This is a genomic window from Pseudomonas sp. ArH3a (genome assembly GCF_022648765.1).
Lineage (GTDB): Bacteria > Pseudomonadota > Gammaproteobacteria > Pseudomonadales > Pseudomonadaceae > Aquipseudomonas.
The window spans coordinates 5,329,506-5,354,363 of record NZ_CP080330.1 but is presented as its reverse complement, the minus strand read 5'-3'; the positions used below and the strand labels follow the sequence as shown (position 1 = coordinate 5,354,363).

The window sequence follows — 24,858 nt, the reverse complement described above, 5'->3', positions numbered from 1 at the left end:
GAAGGCTGCATTTGCCATAATGGCGCCGTTTTCGTACTTCCCAATAGGCCCGATATGCAGGAAAACGCCCACACTCCCGTCAAAGACGCCGCGCCCACCGGCACCCAGACCCTGCTGCGTGGCCTGGGCGTGGTGCAAGCGGTGGCGGCCGGTGCGCGGGATCTGAAAGAGATCGCCCGGCGCATCGGCACTACCCGCAGCACCACACACCGCCTGGCCAGTTGCCTGGTGGAGGAGCGTTACCTGCGCGTGGTGCCGCAAGTCGGTTACCTGCTGGGGCCCAAGCTGATTGAGCTGGGCTTCCAGGCCCGTGAAGAACTGCCGCTGGTCAGCCTAGCCGTGCCTTACCTGGATGAGCTGTCGGCGCTGACCGGCGACACCATCCACTTGGCGATTCGCGAATACGACGACGTGCTTTACCTGCACAAGAACCCCGGCCGCAACGGCCCGGAAATGCGCTCGCGGGTCGGTCATCGCATGCCGCTGGCGCGCACGGGTGTGGGCAAGGCAATGTTGCTGGATGACTCGGTGCAGGAGTGGCAGCGCCTGTATGAAGCCAGCCTGCCGGCCGCAGGCAAGAGCCAGCAATGGCCGCAGCACCCGGAGCAATCCTGGGCGCAGTTCGAGCAGCGCATGCGCGAATACGTGGTGGGCGGTTATGCGTTCGATCTGGAGGACAACGAACCGTCGATCCGTTGTGTGGCGGCACCGGTGCGCGATGCCAGCCGGCGAATCGTCGCCGGCATCAGCATCGCCAGTACCGTGCCCTACATGCCGCTGGAGAAAATGGCCGAGCTGATCCCTGTGATCAAACAGGTCGCAGCACGGCTGTCAGCGGAGTTGGGCGCGAAGGCCTGATCAGGCCTTCAAGGTCGCCATGTCGATGACAAAGCGGTACTTCACATCACCAGCGATCATGCGGGTGTAAGCCTCGTTGATCTGGCGAATATCGAGCATTTCGATGTCGCAGGTGATGTTGTGCTCGGCGCAGAAGTCCAGGACTTCCTGGGTTTCGGCAATGCCGCCGATCAACGAACCGGCCAGCATTTTACGCCCCAACACCAGCTTGGCCGCGTTGACCGGTGGATCGACCGGCTCGATCAGGCCGACCAGGATGTGCACGCCGTCAAAGCGCAGCACATCGAGGTAGGGGTTCAGATCGTGCTGCACCGGAATGGTGTCGAGCAGGAAGTCAAAGCTGCCGGCGGCGGCTTTCATCTGGTCGGCGTCGGTGGACACGATCACGTGGTCGGCGCCCTGGCGACGGCCTTCCTCAGCCTTGCTCGCGGAACGGGTGAACAGCGTGACTTCCGCGCCCATCGCCTTGGCGAACTTGATGCCCATGTGGCCCAGGCCGCCCATGCCCAGCACGCCGACTTTGTCGCCCGCTTTCACGCCGTAGTGCTTGAGTGGCGAGTAGGTGGTGATGCCTGCACACAGGATCGGTGCGGCGCTGGCCAGGTCGAGCTTGGCCGGGATCTTCACCACGAAGTGCTCGCTGACCACGATGCTGTCGGAGTAGCCGCCCATGGTGTTGCTGCCATCAACCCGGTCCGGGGTGGCGTAGGTCATGGTCGGGCCTTCGAGGCAGTATTGCTCCAGGTCTGCATGGCAGGCGTCGCAGTGGCGGCACGAGTCAACCATGCAGCCTACGCCGACCAGGTCGCCGACTTTGTGCGCGGTGACGCTGGCGCCGACGGCGGTGACTTTGCCGACAATCTCGTGGCCCGGCATCAGCGGGTACACGGCAATGCCCCACTCGTTGCGTGCCTGGTGGATGTCGGAATGGCACACGCCGCAGTAAAGGATCTCGATGGCCACGTCATCGGCGCGCGGGCTGCGGCGTTCGAAGGACATGGGGGCGAGGGGAGTGGTCGCCGACTGGGCGGCATAACCGATGGCGGTGTACATGGTGAAAACCTCGCAAAAGCAGTGACAGGTAAGGCGGGCCATTCTCCGCGCCACCCCCTGACGCGGCCATGGCGATTGCTCCGAACCTCATGCCTATTCGTCCGGCAGTGCCCCTGGATTGGATTCATCTGCCCCAAGACCTGCGATGATGCTCTCATCCCTTTTTCGCGAAGTTTTTTGCCATGTTGTTGACCCGCCATCTCGACGCCAACGCCACGCTGGTGGCCTTGATAAAAGGGCTTACGCCCCGCGACGGTTTTTCCCCGACCCACCTGCCGGGTGTGAAGGTCTTGCGCGCCAGTTGCGACGTGGCGCGTGGGCCGCAGATCTATGAACCAAGCCTGATGATCGTCGCCCAGGGCAGCAAAGTCGCCTACCTGGGCCCGCGTACGCTGGAGTATGGCGCTGGGCATTACCTGATCCAGGCGATGCCGGTGCCGTTTGAATGCGAGACGTTTGCCCTGCCGAATGCGCCGCTGTATGGCGTGACGGTGGGCATCGACCGTGTGGTGCTGGGCGAGTTGGTCATGGCCATGGGCATCCAGGCCGGGCCGCCGCCGACCGCGCAGACCCTGGAGTCGATGAGTTCGGTGGTGTTGGATGAGGCGATGCGCGGTTGCGTCGAGCGGCTGTTGCAGTGCCTGCACGATCCGCTGGAAAGCCGGATCATGGGCCCGGCGCGGGTACGCGAATTGTTGTTCACCGCGTTGCGCGGGCCGCAGGCCGATGTGCTGCGGGCGTTGGTGGAACAGCAGGGGCAGTTTTCGCGGATTGCCACGTCATTGAATCACCTGCATGCCCATTACGCCGAGCCGCTGAATATCGAGACCTTGGCGGGTTATGCGCACATGAGCGCGTCGACGTTTCATGAGCACTTCAAACGCTGCACGTTGTTGTCGCCGGTGCAGTACCTCAAGCGTTTGCGTTTGCTCAAGGCGCAGCAGTTGTTGCTGGTGGACGGCCAGAGCGTGGCGCAGGCGGCGCACAGCGTGGGGTATCAGAGTACGTCGCAGTTCAGTCGCGAATATAAGCGCTATTTCCTGCGTAATCCGGGTGAAGAGCGCGCGGCCTAGGTTCTGTTGATACAACTCGGTCAATCTGGGAGCTGGCTTGCCTGCGATGGCATCAGCTGAGTTTTACTGACAGACCGAGTCGCCTGCATCGCGGGCAAGCCCGGCTCCCACAGAAAGCGGGTCCCACATTCGATTTATGCCGACCATAAAAAAGGCTCCCGGTCTGGGAGCCTTTCAGGTCAAGCAATCGACTTACATATTCGGGTAAGTCGGCCCACCCGCGCCTTCCGGCGTCACCCAGGTGATGTTCTGCGAAGGGTCCTTGATGTCACAGGTCTTGCAGTGCACGCAGTTCTGGGCGTTGATCTGGAAGCGCTTCTCGCCGTCTTCCTTTGTGATCACTTCATACACGCCGGCCGGGCAGTAGCGCTGCGCCGGTTCATCGTAGAGCGGCAGGTTGGTGCCGATCGGGATGCTCGGGTCTTTCAACTTCAAGTGGCACGGCTGTTCTTCTTCGTGGTTGGTACCGGAGATGAACACCGAGCTGAGCTTGTCGAAGCTCAACTTGCCGTCGGGTTTGGGGTAGTCGATCTTGGTGCTGTCCTTGGCGAGCTTCAGGCAGGCGTAGTCCGGCTTGGTGTCGTGCAAGGTGAACGGCATTTTGCCGCCGAGGATGTTCTGGTCGAACCAGTTGAAGCCGGCGCCGATGATCGGGCCGAATTTGTGCATCGCCGGGCCGAAGTTGCGGCTGGCGAACAGCTCTTCGTAGAGCCAGCTGGCTTTGAAACTCTCGACGTAGTTGGTCAGTTCGTCGCCGCCTTCAGACTCGGCGAACAGGCGCTCGGCCACGGCGTCGGCAGCGAGCATGCCGGACTTCATCGCGGTGTGGCTGCCTTTGATCTTGGCCACGTTCATGGTGCCCAGGTCGCAGCCGATCAAGGCGCCGCCTTTGAAGACCATTTTCGGCAACGAGTTGATGCCGCCTTTGGCCAGGGCCCGCGCGCCATAGCTGATACGCTTGCCGCCTTCCAGGTACTGGGCCAGTACGGGGTGATGCTTGAGGCGCTGGAACTCATCGAACGGCGACAGGAAGGTGTTGCTGTAGGACAGGTCGACGATCAAGCCCACGACCACTTGGTTGTTTTCCAAGTGATAAAGGAAAGAGCCGCCGGTGTTCTCGTTGCTCATGATGTCCAGCGGCCAACCGGCGGTGTGCACCACCAGGCCAGGTTGGTGCTTGGCGGGGTCGATTTCCCAGATTTCCTTCAGGCCGATGCCGTAGTGCTGGGCATCGGCGTCGCTGTCCAGGTTGAAGCGCTGGATCAGTTGCTTGCCGATGTGGCCACGGCAGCCTTCGGCGAACAGCGTGTACTTGCCACGCAGTTCCATGCCCGGCGTGTACACGCCTTCTTTTGGATGGCCTTCACGGTCGACGCCGAGGTCGCCGGTGATGATCCCGCGCACCACGCCGTTTTCGTCGAACAGTGCTTCTTGAGCGGCGAAGCCTGGGTAGACTTCCACACCCAGGTTCTCAGCCTGTTGGGCCAGCCAGCGGCACAGGTTGCCCAGGGAGATGATGTAGTTGCCTTCGTTGTGCATGGTCTTGGGCACAAAGAAGTCAGGCACCTTGGTGGAGGTGTCGGCGCTGCGCAGTACATAGATGTCATCACGCACTACAGGGGTGTTGAGCGGGGCGCCGAGTGCTTTCCAGTCCGGGAACAGTTCGTTCAGGGCGCGGGGTTCGAACACCGCACCGGAGAGGATATGCGCGCCGACTTCGGAGCCTTTCTCGACCACGCAGACGCTGATTTCTTTACCGGCTTCGGCGGCCTTCTGCTTCAATCGGCAGGCGGCAGACAGGCCTGCCGGGCCAGCGCCGACGATGACCACGTCGAATTCCATGTATTCGCGTTCCACAGGCTATCTCCTACTCAAGGCTCAACAGGCTTTTTTTTCTAATGGGTGGAGGTTCGGTGTCGCCTCGCAGCAACGGCAAGACCCACCTTTCTCTCTAGGTGGCGCATTATATCTACACCACTGGCAGCGTCCAATACAAACGTTTGTTTGAATTGCTTGGAAGCTAGGTAAATCAAAGCAACGCGGCTTATGACTGGCTATTTTGGCGTATTGACCAGAATAGGTGTTCCGGTCAATATACGGTCGGTTTTGCGCTTACCGTAGGCAGACAGCAGGTTTCAAGAGCACGTCCAAAAGCAAGACAGGTGACGCGCGCCTAAACGATGGCGCGCAGTTTACACGCTGCGATAAAGAATGACCCCTCAGTCACCCCTGACGAACGGTCATCATTTCCCCATCGCTGAGTCACTTGCCGAGGTTTTTGGAGGTGCCCTTGTGTGCCGATGAGCATCAACCGCCAGGTTCGCCTAGGCGACTTTCTTTTCACCGGAGAGTAACGAGGAATCCATGAAGGTTCTTGTAGCTGTCAAACGCGTTGTCGATTACAACGTGAAAGTTCGCGTCAAGGCGGACAATTCCGGCGTCGACCTCGCTAACGTCAAGATGTCGATGAACCCGTTCTGCGAAATCGCTGTGGAAGAAGCCGTACGCCTGAAAGAGAAAGGCGTGGCGACTGAAATCGTCGTGGTTTCCATCGGCCCTACCACTGCTCAAGAGCAGTTGCGTACTGCCCTGGCACTGGGCGCCGACCGCGCTATCCTGGTTGAGTCGGCTGAAGAGCTGACCTCCCTGGCCGTTGCCAAGCTGCTCAAAGCCGTTGTCGACAAGGAACAGCCTCAACTGGTGATCCTCGGCAAACAGGCGATCGACAGCGACAACAACCAGACTGGCCAGATGCTGGCTGCGCTGACCGGTTACGGCCAGGGCACCTTTGCCTCCAAAGTCGAAGTGAGCGGCGACAGCGTAGCTGTTACCCGTGAAATCGACGGCGGCGCACAAACAGTTTCGCTGAAACTGCCGGCCATCGTGACCACCGACCTGCGTTTGAACGAGCCGCGCTACGCGTCCCTGCCAAACATCATGAAAGCCAAAAAGAAGCCGCTTGAGTCGGTTACTCCAGAAGCTTTGGGCGTTTCTACCGCCTCTACCAACAAGACTGTGAAAGTTGAAGCACCGGCTGCACGCAGCGCGGGCATCAAGGTCAAGTCTGTTGCTGAGCTGGTCGAGAAACTGAAAAACGAAGCGAAGGTGCTTTGAATTGGGGAGCCTAACCATGACTATCTTGGTAATCGCAGAACACGACAACAAAGTGTTGGCCCCGGCCACACTCAACACCGTAGCCGCTGCCGCTAAAATCGGTGGCGACATTCACGTGCTGGTAGCCGGTCAAGGCGCTGGCGCCGTGGCTGAAGCCGCTGCGAAAGTCGCTGGCGTGAGCAAAGTACTGCTGGCCGACAACGCCGCTTACGCTCATCAACTGCCGGAAAACGTTGCTCCGCTGGTTGCAGAGCTGGGCGCTGGCTACAGCCACATCCTGGCAGCTGCCACGTCCAACGGCAAAAACATCCTGCCACGCGTTGCCGCGCAGCTGGACGTTGACCAGATCTCCGAGATCATCTCGGTTGAAAGCGCTGACACCTTCAAGCGCCCGATCTACGCCGGTAACGCCATTGCCACCGTGCAATCGACTGCTGCGATCAAAGTCATCACCGTGCGTGCCACCGGTTTCGACCCGGTTGCTGCTGAAGGTGGTTCGGCTGCCGTTGAAGCCGTCTCCGCTGCCCACGACGCTGGCACTTCCAGCTTTGTTGGCGAAGAGCTGGCCAAGTCGGATCGCCCAGAGCTGACCGCTGCCAAGATCGTCGTTTCCGGCGGTCGCGGCATGCAGAACGGTGACAACTTCAAGCACCTGTACGCCCTGGCCGACAAGCTGGGCGCTGCGGTCGGCGCTTCCCGCGCGGCCGTCGACGCAGGTTTCGTACCCAACGACATGCAGGTCGGCCAGACCGGCAAAATCGTTGCGCCACAGCTGTACATCGCCGTCGGTATCTCCGGCGCGATCCAGCATTTGGCCGGTATGAAAGACTCCAAAGTGATCGTAGCGATCAACAAGGACGAAGAAGCACCGATCTTCCAGGTGGCTGATTACGGCCTGGTTGCGGACTTGTTCGAAGCCGTACCTGAGTTGGAGAAGCTGGTCTAATCCAGCGGCTTCACTTATAAAGAGCCCGGTCTTTGGACCGGGCTTTTTTTTGCGCCTTTTTTAACCTGGAGAAACCGCCATGGACCTGCGTCCCGTATTGCTAGCCCTGTCGCTACTCCCGAGCCTGACGCTGGCCGCCGGCAAATGTGAGCGCCTGGTGATCACCGGCAGCCCGGACGCACCGCCCTTGCTATGGCGCGACCCGCAAGACCCGACCCACCTGATCGGCGCCACCGCTGATGTATTGCAACAAGTGGCCAAGGACCTCGGGCTTAAACTTGACCTGCTCTACGGCGGCAAACGCTCCCTGGCCCTGGATGAAGTGCGCAGCGGGCGCATGGACATCCTCGCCGATGCGCCGCTGAACCTGGGCGAGTTGGAAACCCTCGACTATATCCACCCGGCGTTGATGCAGATCGACTATCTGGTCTGGACGCGCAAGGATTCGGCGCTGGTCTACACCTCGGCCGCCGACCTGCACGGCCACAAGGGCGCGGTCTCGGAACGTGCACGTTTGAGTGCCGACTTCGAAGCGTTCGCCGGCCTGCAACTGAGCCTGCAACGCCTGCCCAGCCTCACGCCAGCCTTCCAAAAACTGTTGCTCGGCGAAGTGGACTACGTCCTCGCCGGGCGTTATTCCGGCATGGCCATGGCCCAGACCTTGGGCATGAGCAATGACCTGATCGCGCGCGAAGTACCCATTGATCAGCCCGGCCTGTACCTGGCGATTTCCCACAACTCCGCCTGCAATGACCCATGGCTGCGCGGACAGCTGGCTAAAAAGATGACAGAATTGGCCGCGTCCGGTGTGGTGCAAGCGGCAACGCAGCGCAACCTCGAGCGCTGGAAGGCGCAATTGCAGCAACCCGTCGGCACCCCAGCAAAGTAAGGATCTACAGTGACTATTCGACCTCTTTTCGCGGCCCTCGCCGTTGTCGCTTTGGCGGGATGTGCAGCCGATCCTGCGCCGAATGAACAAATACGCCTCACCCAGCAAGCCTTGGAGCAAGCCAGCGCCGTGGGTGCCAGCACCGATGATTCGCCAGAGCTGAAACTGGCCGAAGACAAGTTCGCCAGGGCCAAGGCCAACATGGCCGACGAATCCTATAAACGTGCGCGCATGCGGGCCGAACAAGCTGAGCTGGATGCGCGCCTCGCCGAAGCCAAGATTCTGACCCAGAAAAGCCAGGAGCAACTGAACGTGCTCAACACCCGCATCACCCGCCTGCGCAAGCAATTGCAGTTGGGAGAAGCCCAATGAGCCCGATGATCCGTGGTTTGAGCTGTGTGTTGCTACTGAGCAGCGCCGCCTTGGGCGGTTGCGCCAGCCAGGCCAATAGCGAGCAAGCGTTGGAGCAGGCCGGCAATGACTTCCAGGCGGTCAAGGAAGACGCCAACGTGTTGCGCTTTGCGCCCAAGGATGTGATTCGCGCCGGTGAATCCCTGGCCCGCGCCGATCGCTTGTCCAGCTATTGGGGCAGCGGCGCCGACGTGGTGCATTACGCTTACCTGAGCCAGCGCTACAGCGCGATCGCCCGCGAACACACCGAACAGGGGCTTAATGCCGAGCGCGGCACCAAGCTCGAACTGGAACGCCAACGCCTGCAACTGGCCCTGCGTGAAAACAAGCTGGCCAGTGTGCAGCAGCAGGGCAAGTGGCTCGAAGAGCAAATCGCTAGCCTGACCACCACCCAGACCAATCGCGGCCTGGTGATGACCTTGGGCGATGTGCTGTTCGACACCGGTGAGGCGGAACTGGAAAACTCGGCCAACCGCACTGTGCTGAAGATCGTGCAGTTTTTGCAACTGAACCCCAAGCGCGTAGTGCGCATTGAGGGTTACACCGATAACACCGGTGGCGAGCAGGAAAACCTCAAACTGTCCCGCGACCGCGCGCAATCGGTGGCCGATGTGCTGATGGACCTGGGGATCGACGAAAAACGCATCCAGGTCGAAGGCTATGGCGACCAGTACCCGGTCGAAGCCAACGCTTCCGAACGTGGCCGTGCGCAGAACCGTCGGGTGGAAATTGTGTTCTCCGATGAGAAGGGCCAGCTGGGCGCCGCGCGCTAAGGCCCGGCACGGTCTTGTGTGGGAGCTGGCTTGCCTGCGATAGCATCACCTCGCTGAGCCAGATACACCGAGGTGCCTGCATCCCAGGCAAGCCAGCTCCCACCCAAAGCAAACCCGATCGCTGATCGGGTTTTTCATGTTCAACACCCCTACAGTTTTTTCTATCACTGCCGCTCGTGCTCGACTATTCTCGCAACTGTCCCCGTACACTTCTAAACTGTGCCGGTATGTTTCACACAAAAATAAAATACCCGTGAAATCGAGTGCTGCGTCATGACCAATCTGTTGCTCTACCAACGTATCGCCCAGCAACTGGCTGAGGACATCCGGCGTGGTGTCTATCAGCCCGGTGAGCGTGTGCCCTCGGTGCGCAAAATGAGCTCCCAGCTCAACGTCAGCCACGCCACGGTGTTGCAGGCTTACGCCAACCTGGAAGACCAGGGGCTGATCCGGGCGCGGCCGCAATCGGGCTACTACGTGCACCAGACGCCTGCGCTCACGGCGCCGACGCCGGACATCGCACGGGTCGAGCGCCCGGGCTTGGTCACCCGCAGCAGCATCATCCAGCAAGTTTTGGTCGAGTCGCGCCGCGAAGGCGTCTTCCCGTTGGGCGCCGCCGTGCCGAGTGTGGATTACCTGCCGGTACGCGCGCTGCACCAGCAACTGGCCAAGGTCACGCGCTTCCAAAGCCCGCGGGCATTCAGTTACATGTTCAGCCCCGGTTTTGAGCCGCTGCGCCGCCAAGTGGCGATTCGCATGCGCGACGCCGGCGTGGTGGTCGACCCCTCCGAAGTGGTGATCACCCACGGCTGTGTCGATGCGTTGCAGATGTCGTTGCGCGTGCTGACGCGTCCGGGTGATTTGATCGCCGCAGAATCACCCACCTATTACGGCTTGCTGCAACTGGCCGACTTGCTGGGCCTCAAAGTCATCGAGATCCCCAGCGACCCGTCCACCGGCATGAGCCTTGAGGCCCTGCAACTGGCGGCCAACCAGTGGTCGATCAAAGCGCTGGTGTTGACCACGCGCCTGAGCAATCCCCTGGGCGCGACCATGCCTGAGGATCGGCAGAAACAGTTGCTGCGCCTGGCCTCGGATTTCGATATCCAGATCGTCGAGGACGATATCTACGGTGAGCTAATGTTCGAGTTGGGCCGCACCAAGGCCCTGAAAGCCTATGACCGCCTGGACCGGGTGATCTACTGTTCGAGTTTCTCCAAGACGTTGTCACCCGGCGTGCGCATCGGCTGGATGATCGCCGGCAAGTACCAGCAGGAAATCCAGCGATTGCAGATGTTCAGCACCCACTCGGCGTGCAGCGTCACCCAGATGGGCGTCGCGGCCTATCTGGAAAACGGTGGTTATGATCGCCACCTGCGCTACATCCGCCAGGAATACCGCAAGAACCTCAGCGCTTTCCAGCTGGCGGTGCAGCAGTACTTCCCCGAAGGCACGCAGATGACCCGCCCGAACGGCGGCTTTATCTTGTGGGTCAGTTTGCCCGGGCGCGTCAATACCCAGGAACTGCACGTGCGCGCATTGCAGCAGGGCATCAGCATTGCACCGGGGGTAATTTTTAGTAACACAGAACAGTTCAACCACTGTATTCGCCTCAACTGCGGCACGCCGTGGAACCGCGAGGCAGAACGGGCCCTGATGACGTTGGGGATGCTCGCCAGCCAACTGTGCCAAGAGACAGCTGCCGGGTTTTAAAACGGCTGGCTGAGGCGTGGAAAGGGGACAGTATCGATCGCTGGCTGATCTCCAGGCTTGTCAGGCCGCGCACAACAAGCGAGCATATGGCCCTCTGCCGTTAATGCTGTAGGCGATATGACCTCTATTTTTCGCGCTGCTGTGGTGATTGGCCTGTTAAGCCTGTGTAACGTTGGCACCGTGCTGGCGGCGGCTCCCGTGACCAAAAGCACGCCCGCGGCCAGTACCGAGCAAAAGACCCCAGCGAAGAAACCGGTCCCGGCTAAAAAAGCCCCGGTCGCCAAGAAGAAAGCCGCGAAGGTCAAAAAGCGCGCACCGATTGCGAGCAAATCCAAGTCGGCCCGTGAAGTGGCCCAGACTAAACTGCCATCGGCACAGTTGGACCTGTCTTTGCCCTCTGAGATGGTCAGGCACTTGCAGCCCATCGGCACCATGCCCAAACCCAAGAGCGTGCCGTTGTTGCCGCCCATGTTTGGCGAAAAGCCTACCGACAACAGCGCGTTCCAGATCAACGGGCGCCTGCTCAGCAACGAGATGAAGCTGCAACTGCGTAACGAAGAGCGGCGCGATATCGAAGGCGCCGCGCTGGATTTCGAATTCAAGCAATAATTTTTCCCGCAAAGGTGACGTCGCCCACCGACCATCTGTCGCAGACTGGTCGGTCACTTTTGTTTTGTGCGAAAAACCCCTGTTAGACCATTTTAAAACGGCTGTTTAAGGGCGTACTCTAGCCCGGCCATCCACATTGAGTCGTCGAGGACCTGCTGGTCATGAAATGCCGTGAAGGCTGTGGCGCATGCTGCATCGCCCCCTCCATCAGTTCGCCATTGCCGGGCATGCCCCATGGCAAACCGGCGGGCGAACGCTGCTTGCACCTGTCGGTCGAACAGCTATGCCAGCTGTTTGGCCAACCGGAACGCCCAGCGGTGTGCAGTGATTTCAAGGCGGATCTGGATGTCTGTGGCACCGACCAAGCCGATGCGATCCGGTTGATCGGCTGGTGGGAGCAGATGACGGCGGCTTGATGGGCTTTACTTTCGGAACTTACTTTCAGAACGTCGACAATAAGGAATACAACAATGGGTTCGCTGAAACGAATGGCTGTGCTGTGCGGTTTTACGGTGTTGTTTGCTGCCACTGCCCAGGCTGAGGATTGGCAAGTCGCCAAGGACGAAGACGGTATCAAGGTGTCCCTGAGCGAAATTGCCGGTTCCAAATACAAGGCGTATCGCGGTGTCACCTTGATCAAGGCGCCAGTGGCCAAGATCCAGGCCCTGCAGGAAGACGTGGCCGGTGCCTGCTCCTGGATCCACGAATGCAAATCGCAAAAACTGCTCAAGACCGAAGGCGACAAGAGCTGGACCTACACCCAGTTCAAGGCACCGTTCCCGGTGACCGACCGTGATTCGATCCTCGAAATCACCACCTCCAAGGCCGCCGACGGCACCGTGACGCGCAAACTGCTGGAAGTGCCGACCTACCAGCCGGAAGTCAAAGGTTACGTGCGAGTGGCCCAGGTAGACGGTTATTGGAAACTGGTGCCCAAAGGCGACAACCAGACCGAAGTGACCTACCAGGTGCACACCGAGCCAGGCGGCAGCGTGCCATCGTGGCTGGCCAACAAGTTTGTGGTGGACGCGCCGTTCAACACCTTGAAAGCCTTGAAAGAACACGCTGAAAAATAAGCGCAGTTGATCCGGTGCCTCCGGACATGAGTGGAACGTTTGCCGAGCCCTCAAGGTCCAGATAGTTGTAAGCCCACACACGGGTTTTATCGAGGAGGCACCGATGCAAAAGTGGCAGATTACCTTCGTTGATGATCACGGCGTAAAGTCCGTCGAGCAGTTCACCTGCGACCAGAAGCCCAGCCTCGAAGATGCGGCGCACATGATTCGCAACAAGCTCGTACCTGTGGCCGCCGAACTTGACCTCAATGACCTGGAAGGCCGTAAACCCGAGCCTACGGTCAAGATTCTGAAAGACCAGAACAGCATTCAAATCCTCGACATATCGCCTGCCGCCTGAACATTCTCTGTATGCCTTTAAAGCGCCTCTGGTGGAGGTGATAGCTTCGCGCTACTCTGCAAGTGAGATCAGCGAATGAATCGCTAAGGTCTGGTCTTGTCAGCTACATGCTTGTTTTCCCACGGTGTCGTTAATGCCGTAGCACCGGCGCCAGCAGGGCGCGGTCTTCGGGAAGCACGGAAAGTCTATCCATCAGTTTGAGGAGGACGTTTCATGAGCACAGCCTATCAAGAAGACATCAGCACCAACGTATTGCGCCGCATGAAAGAGGGCGGCTTTGACTTCTCACGTTTTCACCCCATCGAGTTCTACGCCATATTCCCGGATGAGGAACGGGCGCGCAGGGCTGCGGGTCGATTTCGTGGGGAATCCCTGAATGCCCAGGTCAGCGCGCGCGATGATGGCGCCTGGTACCTGGAACTGAGCAAAATCATGTTCGCAACCTACGACGGCATAGGAGACTTCGAGCAAGACTTTGAGGCGGTGGTCGAGCCTTTGGGCGGGATCATCGAGGGATGGGGCGTCAAGCAGGAGGTGCGTGGGTTACCGATGTAATTCACTGCACAGAGCAGAATGAGAAACGCAGCGTATCGGCTGACCTTTGGGTCGGCCGATTTTGTTTGTGCTGTAGGAAAACTCTCGGAACTTGCAGCGTGTTTTCTCGCACCAAAAAAAAGCCACCCAAAGAGGGTGGCCTAAAGGGAAGAGCGGTTCGCTGAAGCTGTAGGACGCATCCTGTTCAGCCGATGGGGGTGATTATCCGCAGGCGTGGGCGGGCAGTGAAATCAACTCTGACTATGCTGTTGATAGTCAAAGCCCGCATTGTGATGAAGCGCGGCACACGACGGCGGGCATTCTGCGCACCAGGACGGTGCGTATAGATCCCAGTGGCAATTCAACTCACTGATTTTTAAGTGTTTATGCCGATGGCACGGGCTTTGCGATAGTTCAAACGCCCGGGTGACAAGGAGTACGGCATGACCCGCACTTATTACGATGAAATGTACGACGGGGCAGGGCAGGTCCGCCCCCATTACCGCGAGTTCGCCCGCTGGTTGGCCGAAACACCGGCCGAGCTGCTGGCTCAGCGCCGGCGCGAAGCCGATTTGCTGTTCCATCGCGCCGGCATCACCTTCACCCTTTACGGGGACGAGCAGGGCACCGAGCGCCTGATTCCTTTCGACACCATCCCGCGCAGCATTCCGGCGAGCGAATGGCGGATCGTCGAGCGCGGCTGCATTCAACGGGTCAAGGCGCTGAACATGTTTCTGGCCGACCTGTACCACGAGCAACGCATCATCAAGGCCGGGATCATCCCTGCCGAACAGGTGCTGGCCAACGAACAATACCAGCTGGCCATGCAGGGCCTGGACTTGCACCGCGGTCTGTATTCCCACATCTCCGGCGTCGACCTCGTACGTGATGGCGACGGCACCTACTACGTGCTGGAAGACAACCTGCGCACGCCGAGCGGCGTCAGCTACATGCTCGAAGACCGCAAGATGATGATGCGCCTGTTTCCCGAACTGTTCGCCGCCCAGCGCATCGCGCCCATCGACCACTACCCCAACCTGCTGCTCGACACCCTGAAAAGCTCAAGCCCGCTGGATAACCCCAGCGTAGTGGTGCTGACCCCGGGACGCTTCAATAGCGCGTTTTTCGAGCATGCCTTCCTGGCGCGGGAAATGGGTGTGGAGCTGGTGGAAGGCGCCGACCTGTTCGTGCGCGATGACCGCGTGTTCATGCGTACCACCGACGGCCCCAAGGCGGTCGATGTGATCTACCGTCGCCTCGACGACGCGTTCCTCGACCCGCTGGCCTTCAATCCGTACTCCATGCTCGGCGTGCCCGGCCTGCTGGCGGCGTATCGCTCGGGCAATGTGGTACTGGCCAACGCGATTGGCACCGGGGTGGCGGATGACAAATCGGTGTACCCCTTCGTCACCGAGATGATCCGTTTTTACCTGGATGAAGAGCCGATCCTGAAGAACGTTCCTACGTTTCAATGCCGCAAGCCCGACGAACTGTCTCACGTGCTGGCCAACCTGCCAGATCTGGTAGTCAAGGAAACCCAGGGTTCCGGCGGCTACGGCATGCTGGTCGGCCCCGCGTCCACCCAAGCGGAAATCGAAGCCTTCCGTGCGCGTATCAAGGCCAAACCTCACGCCTACATCGCGCAGCCGACCCTGTGTTTATCCACCTGCCCGACCTTCGTCGAAAATGGCATCGCACCACGCCATATCGACCTGCGGCCGTTCGTGTTGTCCGGCAAGGAAACCCGCGTAGTGCCCGGTGGTTTGACCCGCGTGGCCTTGCGCGAAGGCTCGCTGGTGGTCAACTCCTCCCAGGGCGGCGGTACCAAAGACACTTGGGTGGTCGAGGACTGATGCCATGTTGAGTAGAACTGCCTCGGATTTGTACTGGATGTCGCGCTACCTGGAGCGCGCGGAAAACCTCGCGCGCATGCTCGATGTCAGCTATTCGTTGTCGCTGATGCCGCAGGATGGGCGCGGTGATGGCCTGCATGAGTTGGCGATGCCGCTGCTGATCACCGGCACCCTCGATGATTACCACGAACGCCACGGCGAACTGCATGCCGAGCGCCTGCTGCACTTCTTCGCGCTGGACGCGGCCAACCCGGCGAGCATCTACAGTTGCCTCGGCGCCGCGCGGGCCAGCGCCCATGCGGTGCGTGGGCGAATCACCGCCGACATGTGGGAAAACATTAACGCCACCTGGCTGGATATTCGCGATATCGCCCAGCAGGGCCTTAGCCGCTACGGCATGAGCCGGTTCTGTGAATGGGTCAAGGAACGTTCGCACCTGTTCCGTGGCGCCACCTACGGCACCATCATGCGCAACGACGCTTTTCGTTTTATTCGTCTGGGCACCTTCATCGAGCGCGCCGACAACACCCTGCGCCTGCTGGATGCGCGCTACGAAATGGCCGGCGACCAAGCCGCCGCCGTCAGCGACGGCACGGCCCACGCCTACTATCAGTGGAGCGCCTTGTTGCGCGCGTTGTCATCGTTCGAGGCCTACACCGAGATCTACCGTGACGCGCCGGGCGCCAGGCAAGTGGCGGAACTGCTGTTGTTGCGCGCCGACGTGCCGCGCTCGCTACGGGCGTGCAGCGAAGAGATCGATCAGATCCTCGCCAGCCTGCCCGGCCTCAACGGTCGCCCGGCCCAGCGCCTGGCCGCCGAGATGGACGCGCGCCTGCGCTTCACCGCCATCGATGAAATCCTCGAGGAAGGCCTGCACGCCTGGCTGACCGACTTTATCCCCTTGGTGCGCCAGCTCGGCGACGCCATCTACAGTTCCTACCTGGAGGCCGCATGAGACTCTCCATCAGCCACGAAACCACCTACCACTACGAAGACCAAGTGCGCGCCAGCATCCAATACCTGCGCCTCACGCCCCACGACAGCGAACGCCAGCACGTGCTCAGTTGGCAGCTGGACTTGCCGCGCCCGGTGCGCGCCCAGGTCGACCCGTTCGGCAACATCCTGCATGTGCTGACCCTCGACGAACCCCACGACGCCATCATCATCGGCGCCCGTGGCCAGGTGGATATCGATGAATTGCGCGAGGCCGAACACGAGAGCCAGTCGGCGTTTCCGTTCTTGCGCAGTACGCGCCTGACCGAGCCCGATGAGGCCTTGCGCCTGTTCGCCGAGCTGCATTGCCATCAACGTCGCGACCGCAGCGCGTTGATCGACCTGATGCACGCGCTCAACCAGTCGATGGTCTACACGCCCGGCGCCACCGAAGTTGACACTTGCGCCGCCCAGGCCTTCGCAGGGCGCGCGGGCGTGTGCCAGGACCACACCCACGCGTTCCTGGCTTGTGCACGCAGCCTGGGCATTCCTGCGCGGTATGTGTCGGGGTATTTGTACACGGAGGACAGCACCCACCTGGCCAGCCACGCCTGGGCCGAAGCCTGGCTGGATGACGCGTGGTACAGCTTTGATGTGACCAACCAACTGGCGCGGCCCGAGCGGCATCTCAAACTGGCAGTGGGCTTGGACTACCTCGACGCCTGCCCGGTACGCGGCATGCGCCGTGGCGGTGGGCATGAGCAGATGCATGCCAAGGTGTTCGTGGCGCCGACGCCGGTGCTTTCGGTGCAGCAGCAATAACCGTCTTTACCGGCGAAGTTGATCGAGGGTGGGAGCTGGCTTGCCTGCGATAGCGGCCTGTCAGTTAACCCATTTGTAGCTGACCCACCGCCATCGCAGGCAAGCCAGCTCCCACAGTGAGCGGTGGTGTTTTCAGAACGTTTGCAAGGCTCACGGCTGCTGTTTACGCCCCGCCATATGCTTCAAATACCCCACCAGCAGGTCCAGCTCGCCATCCGGCAACACACTGGCAGCAAACGCCGGCATCTTCGCCTGTGGCCAATGCCGCATGCTTTGCGGGTCGCGGATATAACGCTTGAGGAAATCCCCGCTGAAATACTCAGTCGGGTTATAGGGAATATTCAGGTCTGGCCCCACCTGCGCATCGCCTGCGCCATTAAGGCGGTGGCAGGCCAGGCAGTTTTTCTGGAACAACGCAAAACCCTGGTTGACCGGGTCATTGGCGGCCAACTTCAGGTCTGGCAACAACGCCGGAAAGCGCTCGGCCACGGTCTTCAATTGCTTAATTCCAGAGATCTGGAACGGCCACTGCTCAGGGCTGATATGGCCGGCCTGCGGATCGGTCCACACCAGGTAAAACGGCCCGGCACTCGGCTTGCCCGCCGCCAACGCAGGCCATGGATGGGCAGGGTCTTCCACCGCCAACCAAGCACGGGCGCCACGATTTTCAAGCAAGGGCGCAGCCGTCAGCTCAGCGGCGAAGCCATCCAGAGCCACGGCTTGCAGGTGGTTTTCAGGCTTCAAGCCTGGAAGCAGAGACGCCAGCGGCACCGCGCGATAAGTCATGTTGCGCTTGTAGGAAACGTCATCAACGACCTGCACCGTCTGCGCATCCGGGTGCTTGAGTAGATCAGCGGTCTGCCAGGTCTTGTTGGCGTGATCCAGCTCTATAGTCAATTGCGCAGCCGAAGCGGGCAAGGCGAGCAGCAGGGCGAGGACGGCAAGGATTGGTTTCAAGAAGAGAGCCCGATGGTGGGTGGCGATGCGGCCCACGATACCGGAAATCCGCATGTAAAAAGACAGCCCCTGTAACAGGATCGCTATACGCAATGTCCCGGCAGGTGCTGCCAAAAGCTGTAGTCCTGGTGCAATGAGTGCCCGGAATGTGTGGATCGAGTCGTCACCCAATAATCTTGGTTAAATTGGGCAAGATCAGAATCAGTGTGGTGGCGAAGAGAATAAGTCCCGCCTGACGTACTTTCGAATGTTTGAACATGGCTGACTGCCTTTTGTTGTTATTCCTGAGCGTCAAATGCGGGCTGGTAATTTTCAGTATCGCAACGTGACGTGTCGCTTTTCTTACAGCTGCTCCAGCAAAACCCGGCAGCAACTTCCTACTAAGTGAACCTTAGAGCCCTCGTTCTTATTGCCTTAGATCCATTTCATATCAGCTAATCAGCATTTCTACTTAAAAAGGCATGAGGCATACCGCCATCTTGGCGCCAATGCCTTGGCTAGACCGCTAAAACGATTAACCCGAGGTATCCCATAGCACCCTACCGTTCGTCCGAGCGTGAGGGTCAAAAGCAATGAGCGCATCGGTCATTGAAACCGTGTCAATCGGGCCTAAGGTAGGGGCACACACGCACAGCGTTCGAGGATGTCATGACTCAAGCTTTGATCTTTGATGCGATACGCACGCCCCGGGGCAAAGGCAAGGCCGACGGCGCCCTGCACAGCGTCAAACCGGTAAACCTGGTGGCGGGCTTGCTCACCGCGCTGGCCCAGCGCAGCGACCTTGATACACGCCAGGTGGATGACATCGTCCTCGGTTGCGTGACCCCGGTGGGCGACCAGGGCGCCGACATCGCCAAAACCGCCGCGCTGGTGGCCGACTGGGACGTCAGCGTTGCCGGCCTGCAGATCAACCGCTTCTGCGCCTCAGGCCTGGAAGCGGTGAACCTCGGCGCGATGAAAGTGCGTTCCGGCTTTGAAGACTTGGTGGTGGTCGGCGGCGTTGAATCCATGTCGCGGGTGCCCATGGGCAGCGATGGCGGCGCCTGGGTGCTCGACCCGCACACCAATATGCACAGCCACTTCACGCCCCAAGGCATCGGCGCGGATTTGATCGCGACCCTGGAAGGTTTTACCCGCCAAGACGTCGACGCCTTCGCCCTGCATTCCCAGCAGAAAGCGGCCAGGGCACGCGCAGACGGTGCCTTCAACAAGTCGCTGATCGCGGTGCAGGACCAGAACGGCATCGTGCTGCTGGACCACGACGAATTTATCCGTGGCGACTCCACCCTCGAAGGCCTCGGCAAGCTCAAGCCAAGCTTTGAAATGATGGGGCAGATGGGCTTCGACGCGACGGCGTTGCGGGTCTACAGCCATGTGGAGCGCATCAATCACGTGCACACACCCGGCAACAGCTCCGGCATCGTCGACGGTGCCGCGCTGATGTTGATCGGCTCCGAGGCCCGTGGCCGCGAACTGGGCCTGCAACCGCGAGCGCGGATTGTCGCCACAGCGGTGACCAGCACCGACCCGACCATCATGCTCACCGGCCCGGCACCGGCCACGCGCAAAGCCTTGGCCAAGGCCGGTTTGCGTGTGGAAGACATCGACCTGTTCGAAGTCAACGAGGCGTTTGCCTCAGTCGTCCTCAAGTTCATCAAGGACATGGGCATCGACGCCGCTCGGGTCAACGTCAACGGCGGCTCCATCGCCATGGGCCACCCGCTGGGCGCCACGGGCTGCGCGATCCTCGGCACCCTGCTCGACGAACTGGAAGTGCGCCAGCAGCGCTACGGCCTGGCCACCCTGTGTGTCGGCGGTGGCATGGGCATCGCCACCATCATCGAACGCCTCTGAGCCCAAGGAACCTGTCATGACCGAAGCCATTCGTTACGAAAAAGGCCAGGACCAGATCGTGGTGCTGACCCTCGACATGCCCGGCCAGAGCGCCAACACCATGAACGCCGTGTACCGCGAGGCCATGGCGGCCACCGTGGCGCGCCTGGAAGCGGAAAAGGATGACATCGCCGGTGTGGTTATCACCTCGGCGAAGAAGACCTTTTTTGCCGGCGGCGACCTCAATGAATTGATCAAAGTCGATAAGGCCCATGCAAAAGTTTTCTACGACAGCGTGTTGGTGCTGAAGGCGCAATTGCGCCGCCTGGAAACCCTCGGCAAGCCGGTGGTGGCCGCGATCAACGGCGCGGCACTCGGTGGCGGCTGGGAGATTTGCCTGGCATGCCATTACCGCGTCGCACTGGACGACAAGTCGACCCAGCTCGGCTTGCCGGAGGTCACCCTAGGCCTGTTGCCGGGCGGCGGCGGGGTCGTGCGTATGGTGCGTATGCTGGGGCTGGAAAAGGCCTTGCCGTATTTGCTGGAAGGCAAAAAAGTGCGGCCGCAGCAGGCGTTGCAGGCGGGATTGATCCATGAATTGGCGGCGGATCGCGATGAGCTGCTGGCCAAGTCTCGGGCCTGGATTCTGGCCAATCCTGAGGCCAAACAACCGTGGGACAACAAGGCCTATCAGATCCCCGGCGGCTCGCCCTCACACCCAAAAGTAGCGCAGATGCTGGCGATTGCACCGTCGATTTTGCGCAGCAAAACCCATGGCTGCTTCCCGGCCCCGGAGAAAATCCTCTGCGCCGCCGTGGAAGGCGCCCAGGTGGATTTCGACACCGCGCACCTGATCGAAACCCGCTACTTCACCGAACTCGTCACCGGGCAGGTGGCGAAAAACATGATCGGCACCTTCTGGTTCCAGCTCAACGAAATCAACGCCGGCAGCTCGCGGCCACAAGGTTTTGCGCCGTACATCACGCGCCAAGTCGGTGTGCTTGGCGCGGGGATGATGGGCGCGGGCATTGCCTATGTCAGCGCCTGTGCGGGCATCGAGGTGGTGCTCAAGGACATTAACGTGGCGGCGGCAGAGAAGGGCAAGGCACATTCGGCCGCGCTGCTGGATAAGAAAGTCAGCCGTGGGCAATTGACCGCCGAACAGCGGGAAATCACTTTGGCGAGGATTCATCCTACGGCGTCTGATGCTGACCTGGCCGGCTGCGACCTGATCATCGAAGCTGTGTTCGAAGACCGCGAACTTAAGGCCAAGGTCTCGACCGCCGCTCAAAGCGTGGTCGGCACCGACGCCGTAATTGCCTCCAACACCTCGACCTTGCCCATCAGCGGCCTGGCGAAAGCGGTGCCTGATCAAGGCAAGTTCATCGGCCTGCATTTCTTCAGCCCGGTCGACAAGATGCCGCTGGTGGAAATCATCAAGGGCGCCCACACCCGTGACGAAACCCTGGCTCGGGGTTTTGATTTCGTACTGCAAATCAAGAAAACCCCGATCGTGGTAAACGACAGTCGCGGCTTCTTCACCTCGCGCGTGTTTGGCACCTTCACCAACGAAGGTATCGCCATGCTCGGCGAAGGCGTGGCCGCGCCGATGATCGAAACCGAAGCGCGCAAGGCCGGCATGCCGGTGGGGCCGTTGGCGGTGTCGGATGAAGTGTCGCTCAGCTTAATGAGCCACATCCGACAGCAAACCGCGAAGGATCTGCAGGCCGAAGGCAAGCCGCTGCCGACGCATCCGGCGACAGTGGTCATTGACCTGTTGGTGAACGAATACAAACGCCCCGGCAAGGCGGCGGGCGGCGGCTTTTACGACTACCCCGTCGGTGGGCAGAAACACCTGTGGCCCGAGTTGAAAACGCGGTTTGAACAGCCCGAGAAACAGATTTCGCCACAGGATGTACGCGACCGCTTGCTGTTTATTCAGGCTATCGAAACCGTGCGCTGCGTGGAGGAGGGCGTGTTGATGTCCACGGCTGACGCCAACGTCGGCTCGATCTTCGGCATCGGCTTTGCCGCGTGGAGTGGCGGCGCGCTGCAGTTTATCAATCAGTACGGCCTGAACGACTTTATCGCCCGGGCGCGGTACCTGGCTGAGCAGTATGGGGAACGGTTCTCGCCACCGGCATTGCTACTGGAAAAAGCGGCACAAGGAGAAATATTCGGCTGACCGAAACGCCCTATCCTGCCCGATAGAGAACCACTGTGGGAGCGGGCTTGCCCGCGATAGCGGTATGTCAGCCACTGCATAGGTCGGCTGATATGACGCCATCGCAGGCAAGCCCGCGCCCACCGTGAGTCACTTGGCGGGACTTGCTTTGCAGGTACATTTCAAGGCAGGCTCTGGGGTGTGCATTATTCCCATCACCGTGTCAGGTATTTTTTATGTCGCTACGCGTCTGTATCCTGGAAACCGATATCCTGCGTCCAGGCTTGATCGATCAATACCAAGGGTACGGGCAGATGTTCAAGCGCCTGTTCTCCAAGCAACCGATTGCCGCCGAATTTGTCGTCTACAACGTGGTGCAGGGTGAATACCCGTCGGATGAAGAAGTGTTTGACGCCTACCTCGTCACCGGCAGCAAAGCCGATTCTTTCGGCACCGACCCGTGGATCCAGACCCTCAAGACCTACCTGCTCCAACGTTACGAGCGCGGCGACAAGTTGCTCGGCATCTGCTTCGGCCACCAACTGCTGGCACTGCTGCTGGGCGGCAAGACCGAACGCGCCGGGCAAGGCTGGGGCATCGGCATCCACGACTACAAACTTGATGCCAAGGCGCCATGGATGAGCCCGGAAGTGGACGAGTTGACGCTATTGATCAGCCACCAGGACCAGGTGACCACCTTGCCGGAAAACGCCACGGTTATTGCCTCCAGCGTTTTTTGCCCGTTCGCTGCGTACCACATCGGCGACCAGGTGCTGTGCTTCCAAGGCCATCCGGAATTTATCCACGACTATTCCCGCGAGCTGCTGGAGATTCTTCAGACAACGCTGGGCGAAAAGGTCTACACCAACGGCGTCGCCAGCTTGGCACGTGACCACCACGGCGTCACCGTGGCGGAATGGATGATGCGCTTTGTCGCGCACAAGCCGCAGGCTTCAGCTTAAAGCCAGCCCGAACGCTTGAAGCTGGCCCACAAACTGGTGCAGCCCACGGCGATAAACCCGAGCACCGCAAAATAGCCGTAGTGCCATTGCAGCTCGGGCATATTCTGGAAGTTCATCCCATAAATCCCCGCTACTGCGGTGGGGAACGCCAGGATCGCCGCCCACGCGGCGAACTTGCGCTGCACCACGCTTTGGCGCGACGCCTCCAGCAACACACCAATCTCAATGGTCTGGCTGGCGATATCGCGCAGGGTGGTGAGGTCTTCCATCTGCCGCGTCACGTGGATCTGCACGTCACGGAAATACGGGCGCATATTCTTGTCGATAAACGGGAAGCTCAGCTTCTGCAGCTCCTGGCTGATCTCCACCATCGGTGCCACATAACGTTTGAGCCGCAGCACGTCGCGGCGCAGGCCGTGGAGGTTCTGGATATCGCGCTCGCTCAGCGAGCTGCACAGCACGTTACGCTCCAGCTCATCAATTTCGGCGTGGATTGCTTCGCTCACCGGCTGGTAGTTTTCGGTGACGAAATCCAGCAGCGCATAGAGTACGAAATCTTCACCGTGCTCGAGCAGCAGTGGCCTTGCCTCACAGCGTTGGCGCACAAAGCCGTAGGACGCCGAATGACCGTTGCGGGCAGTGATGATGTAGCCGTTGCCGGCGAAAATATGGGTTTCGATAAACACCAGCTTGCCGTTCTCGCGCACTGGTGAATAGGTGACGATAAACAGCGCATCGCCGAAGGTTTCCAACTTCGGGCGGCTGTGTTTTTCCAGCGCGTCTTCGATCGCCAGTTCATGCAAGTTGAACTGGCGTTGCAGGTTGGCCAGCTCCTGGGCGTTGGGCTCTTCCAGGCCGATCCACACAAAGTGGTCGGGTTTGGCAGCCCAGGCTGCGCCTTCGTCGAGGGTGATATCAGTGACTTTCTTTCCGGCGCTGTAAACGGCCGCCGCAACAACTCTACCCATGGTGCTGATCGCTTCTTATTAGGAGGACAGGTGTTGGGCAGCTTAGCTCGAATGGCGTTCCATTGTTGCTCTTGCAGGTGCGCGCTTCATGTGGCGAGCAAGCTTGCTTGCGCTGGGGGGCGAGGCGCCCCCCAAAATCACAAAGGCGCAGGTGTCCAAGCGGTTTGCAGTTGCCGATCCATCTGCGCAATGCATTCATCCATCTGCGCCTGACACGCCTGCATCAACGCCGGGATGTCATCCGGAGTCAGTCCCACGGTAGGAATCGGCGGCAACGAACGTATGAGCACATCACCACTGTTCCAACGATTAAGCTGCATATGCGTGACGTAATTGCTGACACACACCTGCACGATCGGCACACCTGCCGCAATCGCCATATGGAACGCGCCTTTCTTGAACGGCAACAACCCTTTGCCCAAGTTGCGCGTGCCCTCCGGGAACACCCAGATCGAGGTGTCTTCGTGCTGCAAGGTATGCGTGGTCGTGAGCATCGCGCGGCGCGCCTTTTGCGCATTGCCACGGTCGATCAGTACATTGCCCGCCAGCCAGAACAATTGGCCGAACAGCGGCACCCATTTCAGGCTCTTCTTGGCGATACACACCGTGCGATGCGGCACCACAGTGCCCAACACAAACAGATCGTAGTTGGACTGGTGGTTAGCGAGGATCACGCACGTGCCCGGTTTGTTACGCAGCGAGTCGACATCCGCCTTCACGTTCAGCCGCAATATCCACATCGCAGGCAGCCCGTAGAGGCGAGCACACAGGCGACTGTTGTCCGGATTGAACGGCCGACAGATACCCAGCAACACGCCCAGCACACCCGCGACCATAAAGTGCAGGCCCATCAACAACATACGTAACAGAAAAAGCATCGACACGGCCCATCTGGACAAAAGGTGGCGCAGTGTACGGATGTGCACTGTATTCGGCAATTGCCCCTACAGACGTAGGAGATAGGCGATGTTTAAGCA

24 protein-coding genes are annotated in these 24,858 nt (G+C 60.1%); 19 read left to right on the top strand and 5 right to left on the bottom strand.

Annotated elements, in window-relative coordinates:
* The first annotated feature begins 54 nt into the window (after positions 1 to 54).
* Entirely contained in the window at positions 55 to 858 is an 804-nt protein-coding gene (locus tag K0P33_RS24525) for an IclR family transcriptional regulator (protein WP_094952795.1), read from the top strand.
* Here K0P33_RS24525 and K0P33_RS24520 read toward each other — a convergent pair whose 3' ends face one another.
* Entirely contained in the window at positions 859 to 1,911 is a 1,053-nt protein-coding gene (locus tag K0P33_RS24520; protein WP_094952794.1) for an NAD(P)-dependent alcohol dehydrogenase, read from the bottom strand.
* 182 nt (positions 1,912 to 2,093) lie between these two features.
* Here K0P33_RS24520 and K0P33_RS24515 point away from each other — a divergent pair, with 182 nt between their 5' ends.
* Positions 2,094 to 2,984 carry an AraC family transcriptional regulator gene (locus tag K0P33_RS24515; RefSeq protein WP_094952793.1) on the top strand — a complete coding sequence of 297 codons (891 nt, stop codon included), beginning with the start codon at positions 2,094 to 2,096 and terminating at the stop codon, positions 2,982 to 2,984.
* A gap of 192 nt (positions 2,985 to 3,176) precedes the next feature.
* Here the strand turns inward: K0P33_RS24515 and K0P33_RS24510 are convergent, their stop codons facing one another.
* Positions 3,177 to 4,841 (bottom strand): electron transfer flavoprotein-ubiquinone oxidoreductase, encoded by a 1,665-nt coding sequence (locus K0P33_RS24510; protein WP_094952792.1) that lies wholly within the window; start codon positions 4,839 to 4,841, stop codon positions 3,177 to 3,179.
* A gap of 507 nt (positions 4,842 to 5,348) precedes the next feature.
* On the opposite strand from K0P33_RS24510, the gene K0P33_RS24505 reads away from it, so the two are divergent.
* The 14 genes from K0P33_RS24505 (at position 5,349) to K0P33_RS24440 (ending at position 16,997) form a co-directional block, all read left to right on the top strand.
* Positions 5,349 to 6,098, top strand: coding sequence for an electron transfer flavoprotein subunit beta/FixA family protein (locus tag K0P33_RS24505; RefSeq protein ID WP_094952791.1), 750 nt, complete (start codon positions 5,349 to 5,351; stop codon positions 6,096 to 6,098).
* 16 nt (positions 6,099 to 6,114) lie between these two features.
* Positions 6,115 to 7,044, top strand: a complete 930-nt coding sequence (locus K0P33_RS24500; protein WP_094952790.1) for an FAD-binding protein — start codon at positions 6,115 to 6,117, stop codon at positions 7,042 to 7,044.
* 79 nt (positions 7,045 to 7,123) lie between these two features.
* Complete coding sequence (locus K0P33_RS24495; RefSeq protein ID WP_094952789.1) at positions 7,124 to 7,933, top strand: transporter substrate-binding domain-containing protein; 810 nt, start codon at positions 7,124 to 7,126, stop codon at positions 7,931 to 7,933.
* A 9-nt stretch (positions 7,934 to 7,942) separates the two neighbouring features.
* A complete protein-coding gene (locus K0P33_RS24490) occupies positions 7,943 to 8,305 on the top strand; it encodes a DUF4398 domain-containing protein (RefSeq protein WP_083357227.1) in 363 nt (120 codons plus the stop codon).
* A complete protein-coding gene (locus K0P33_RS24485; protein WP_094952788.1) occupies positions 8,302 to 9,117 on the top strand; it encodes an OmpA family protein in 816 nt (271 codons plus the stop codon). The genes K0P33_RS24490 and K0P33_RS24485 overlap by 4 nt, the downstream gene beginning before the upstream one ends.
* A 273-nt stretch (positions 9,118 to 9,390) precedes the next feature.
* Positions 9,391 to 10,830 (top strand): PLP-dependent aminotransferase family protein, encoded by a 1,440-nt coding sequence (locus K0P33_RS24480; RefSeq protein WP_242152040.1) that lies wholly within the window; start codon positions 9,391 to 9,393, stop codon positions 10,828 to 10,830.
* A gap of 117 nt (positions 10,831 to 10,947) precedes the next feature.
* On the top strand, positions 10,948 to 11,439 hold the full coding sequence (locus K0P33_RS24475; RefSeq protein WP_242152037.1) for a translation initiation factor 2: 492 nt from the start codon (positions 10,948 to 10,950) through the stop codon (positions 11,437 to 11,439).
* Between the two features lie 161 nt (positions 11,440 to 11,600).
* Positions 11,601 to 11,855 carry a YkgJ family cysteine cluster protein gene (locus K0P33_RS24470; RefSeq protein ID WP_094952785.1) on the top strand — a complete coding sequence of 85 codons (255 nt, stop codon included), beginning with the start codon at positions 11,601 to 11,603 and terminating at the stop codon, positions 11,853 to 11,855.
* Positions 11,856 to 11,909: 54 nt separating this feature from the next.
* Entirely contained in the window at positions 11,910 to 12,515 is a 606-nt protein-coding gene (locus tag K0P33_RS24465; RefSeq protein WP_094952784.1) for an START domain-containing protein, read from the top strand.
* A 103-nt stretch (positions 12,516 to 12,618) separates the two neighbouring features.
* On the top strand, positions 12,619 to 12,855 hold the full coding sequence (locus K0P33_RS24460) for a hypothetical protein (protein ID WP_025854180.1): 237 nt from the start codon (positions 12,619 to 12,621) through the stop codon (positions 12,853 to 12,855).
* Between the two features lie 213 nt (positions 12,856 to 13,068).
* Positions 13,069 to 13,410 (top strand): ribonuclease E inhibitor RraB, encoded by a 342-nt coding sequence (locus K0P33_RS24455; protein ID WP_003193463.1) that lies wholly within the window; start codon positions 13,069 to 13,071, stop codon positions 13,408 to 13,410.
* A 422-nt stretch (positions 13,411 to 13,832) separates the two neighbouring features.
* Positions 13,833 to 15,242, top strand: a complete 1,410-nt coding sequence (locus K0P33_RS24450) for a circularly permuted type 2 ATP-grasp protein (RefSeq protein ID WP_242152035.1) — start codon at positions 13,833 to 13,835, stop codon at positions 15,240 to 15,242.
* A gap of 4 nt (positions 15,243 to 15,246) precedes the next feature.
* On the top strand, positions 15,247 to 16,197 hold the full coding sequence (locus K0P33_RS24445; RefSeq protein WP_094952782.1) for an alpha-E domain-containing protein: 951 nt from the start codon (positions 15,247 to 15,249) through the stop codon (positions 16,195 to 16,197).
* On the top strand, positions 16,194 to 16,997 hold the full coding sequence (locus tag K0P33_RS24440) for a transglutaminase family protein (protein ID WP_094952781.1): 804 nt from the start codon (positions 16,194 to 16,196) through the stop codon (positions 16,995 to 16,997). The genes K0P33_RS24445 and K0P33_RS24440 overlap by 4 nt, the downstream gene beginning before the upstream one ends.
* 150 nt (positions 16,998 to 17,147) lie before the next feature.
* On the opposite strand, the gene K0P33_RS24435 is transcribed toward K0P33_RS24440, so the two are convergent.
* Entirely contained in the window at positions 17,148 to 17,954 is an 807-nt protein-coding gene (locus K0P33_RS24435; protein WP_242152033.1) for a cytochrome c, read from the bottom strand.
* A 648-nt stretch (positions 17,955 to 18,602) separates the two neighbouring features.
* Here K0P33_RS24435 and K0P33_RS24430 point away from each other — a divergent pair.
* From K0P33_RS24430 to K0P33_RS24420, 3 genes are all read left to right on the top strand, one after another.
* A complete protein-coding gene (locus tag K0P33_RS24430; RefSeq protein ID WP_242152031.1) occupies positions 18,603 to 19,808 on the top strand; it encodes an acetyl-CoA C-acetyltransferase in 1,206 nt (401 codons plus the stop codon).
* Between the two features lie 16 nt (positions 19,809 to 19,824).
* Positions 19,825 to 21,972, top strand: a complete 2,148-nt coding sequence (locus K0P33_RS24425; protein WP_094950380.1) for a 3-hydroxyacyl-CoA dehydrogenase NAD-binding domain-containing protein — start codon at positions 19,825 to 19,827, stop codon at positions 21,970 to 21,972.
* Between the two features lie 215 nt (positions 21,973 to 22,187).
* The gene (locus K0P33_RS24420) at positions 22,188 to 22,913 is read left to right on the top strand and encodes an amidotransferase (RefSeq protein ID WP_242152029.1); all 726 of its coding nucleotides are present in this window, start codon (positions 22,188 to 22,190) and stop codon (positions 22,911 to 22,913) included.
* Here the strand turns inward: K0P33_RS24420 and K0P33_RS24415 are convergent.
* Both K0P33_RS24415 and K0P33_RS24410 read right to left on the bottom strand, forming a co-directional pair.
* Positions 22,910 to 23,881 (bottom strand): magnesium and cobalt transport protein CorA, encoded by a 972-nt coding sequence (locus K0P33_RS24415; RefSeq protein ID WP_094950378.1) that lies wholly within the window; start codon positions 23,879 to 23,881, stop codon positions 22,910 to 22,912. The two genes, K0P33_RS24420 and K0P33_RS24415, sit on opposite strands and share 4 nt — an antisense overlap.
* A gap of 137 nt (positions 23,882 to 24,018) precedes the next feature.
* Positions 24,019 to 24,759 carry a 1-acylglycerol-3-phosphate O-acyltransferase gene (locus tag K0P33_RS24410; protein WP_242152026.1) on the bottom strand — a complete coding sequence of 247 codons (741 nt, stop codon included), beginning with the start codon at positions 24,757 to 24,759 and terminating at the stop codon, positions 24,019 to 24,021.
* Positions 24,760 to 24,858: the final 99 nt, after the last annotated feature.

Coding starts and splice junctions, on each gene's coding strand:
- K0P33_RS24525 (WP_094952795.1), top strand. CDS start 55: ATGCAGGAAAACGCCCACACTCCCGTCAAAGACGCCGCGCCCACCGGC.
- K0P33_RS24520 (WP_094952794.1), bottom strand. CDS start 1,911: ATGTACACCGCCATCGGTTATGCCGCCCAGTCGGCGACCACTCCCCTC.
- K0P33_RS24515 (WP_094952793.1), top strand. CDS start 2,094: ATGTTGTTGACCCGCCATCTCGACGCCAACGCCACGCTGGTGGCCTTG.
- K0P33_RS24505 (WP_094952791.1), top strand. CDS start 5,349: ATGAAGGTTCTTGTAGCTGTCAAACGCGTTGTCGATTACAACGTGAAA.
- K0P33_RS24500 (WP_094952790.1), top strand. CDS start 6,115: ATGACTATCTTGGTAATCGCAGAACACGACAACAAAGTGTTGGCCCCG.
- K0P33_RS24495 (WP_094952789.1), top strand. CDS start 7,124: ATGGACCTGCGTCCCGTATTGCTAGCCCTGTCGCTACTCCCGAGCCTG.
- K0P33_RS24485 (WP_094952788.1), top strand. CDS start 8,302: ATGAGCCCGATGATCCGTGGTTTGAGCTGTGTGTTGCTACTGAGCAGC.
- K0P33_RS24480 (WP_242152040.1), top strand. CDS start 9,391: ATGACCAATCTGTTGCTCTACCAACGTATCGCCCAGCAACTGGCTGAG.
- K0P33_RS24475 (WP_242152037.1), top strand. CDS start 10,948: ATGACCTCTATTTTTCGCGCTGCTGTGGTGATTGGCCTGTTAAGCCTG.
- K0P33_RS24470 (WP_094952785.1), top strand. CDS start 11,601: ATGAAATGCCGTGAAGGCTGTGGCGCATGCTGCATCGCCCCCTCCATC.
- K0P33_RS24465 (WP_094952784.1), top strand. CDS start 11,910: ATGGGTTCGCTGAAACGAATGGCTGTGCTGTGCGGTTTTACGGTGTTG.
- K0P33_RS24460 (WP_025854180.1), top strand. CDS start 12,619: ATGCAAAAGTGGCAGATTACCTTCGTTGATGATCACGGCGTAAAGTCC.
- K0P33_RS24455 (WP_003193463.1), top strand. CDS start 13,069: ATGAGCACAGCCTATCAAGAAGACATCAGCACCAACGTATTGCGCCGC.
- K0P33_RS24450 (WP_242152035.1), top strand. CDS start 13,833: ATGACCCGCACTTATTACGATGAAATGTACGACGGGGCAGGGCAGGTC.
- K0P33_RS24445 (WP_094952782.1), top strand. CDS start 15,247: ATGTTGAGTAGAACTGCCTCGGATTTGTACTGGATGTCGCGCTACCTG.
- K0P33_RS24440 (WP_094952781.1), top strand. CDS start 16,194: ATGAGACTCTCCATCAGCCACGAAACCACCTACCACTACGAAGACCAA.
- K0P33_RS24430 (WP_242152031.1), top strand. CDS start 18,603: ATGACTCAAGCTTTGATCTTTGATGCGATACGCACGCCCCGGGGCAAA.
- K0P33_RS24425 (WP_094950380.1), top strand. CDS start 19,825: ATGACCGAAGCCATTCGTTACGAAAAAGGCCAGGACCAGATCGTGGTG.
- K0P33_RS24420 (WP_242152029.1), top strand. CDS start 22,188: ATGTCGCTACGCGTCTGTATCCTGGAAACCGATATCCTGCGTCCAGGC.
- K0P33_RS24415 (WP_094950378.1), bottom strand. CDS start 23,881: ATGGGTAGAGTTGTTGCGGCGGCCGTTTACAGCGCCGGAAAGAAAGTC.
- K0P33_RS24410 (WP_242152026.1), bottom strand. CDS start 24,759: ATGCTTTTTCTGTTACGTATGTTGTTGATGGGCCTGCACTTTATGGTC.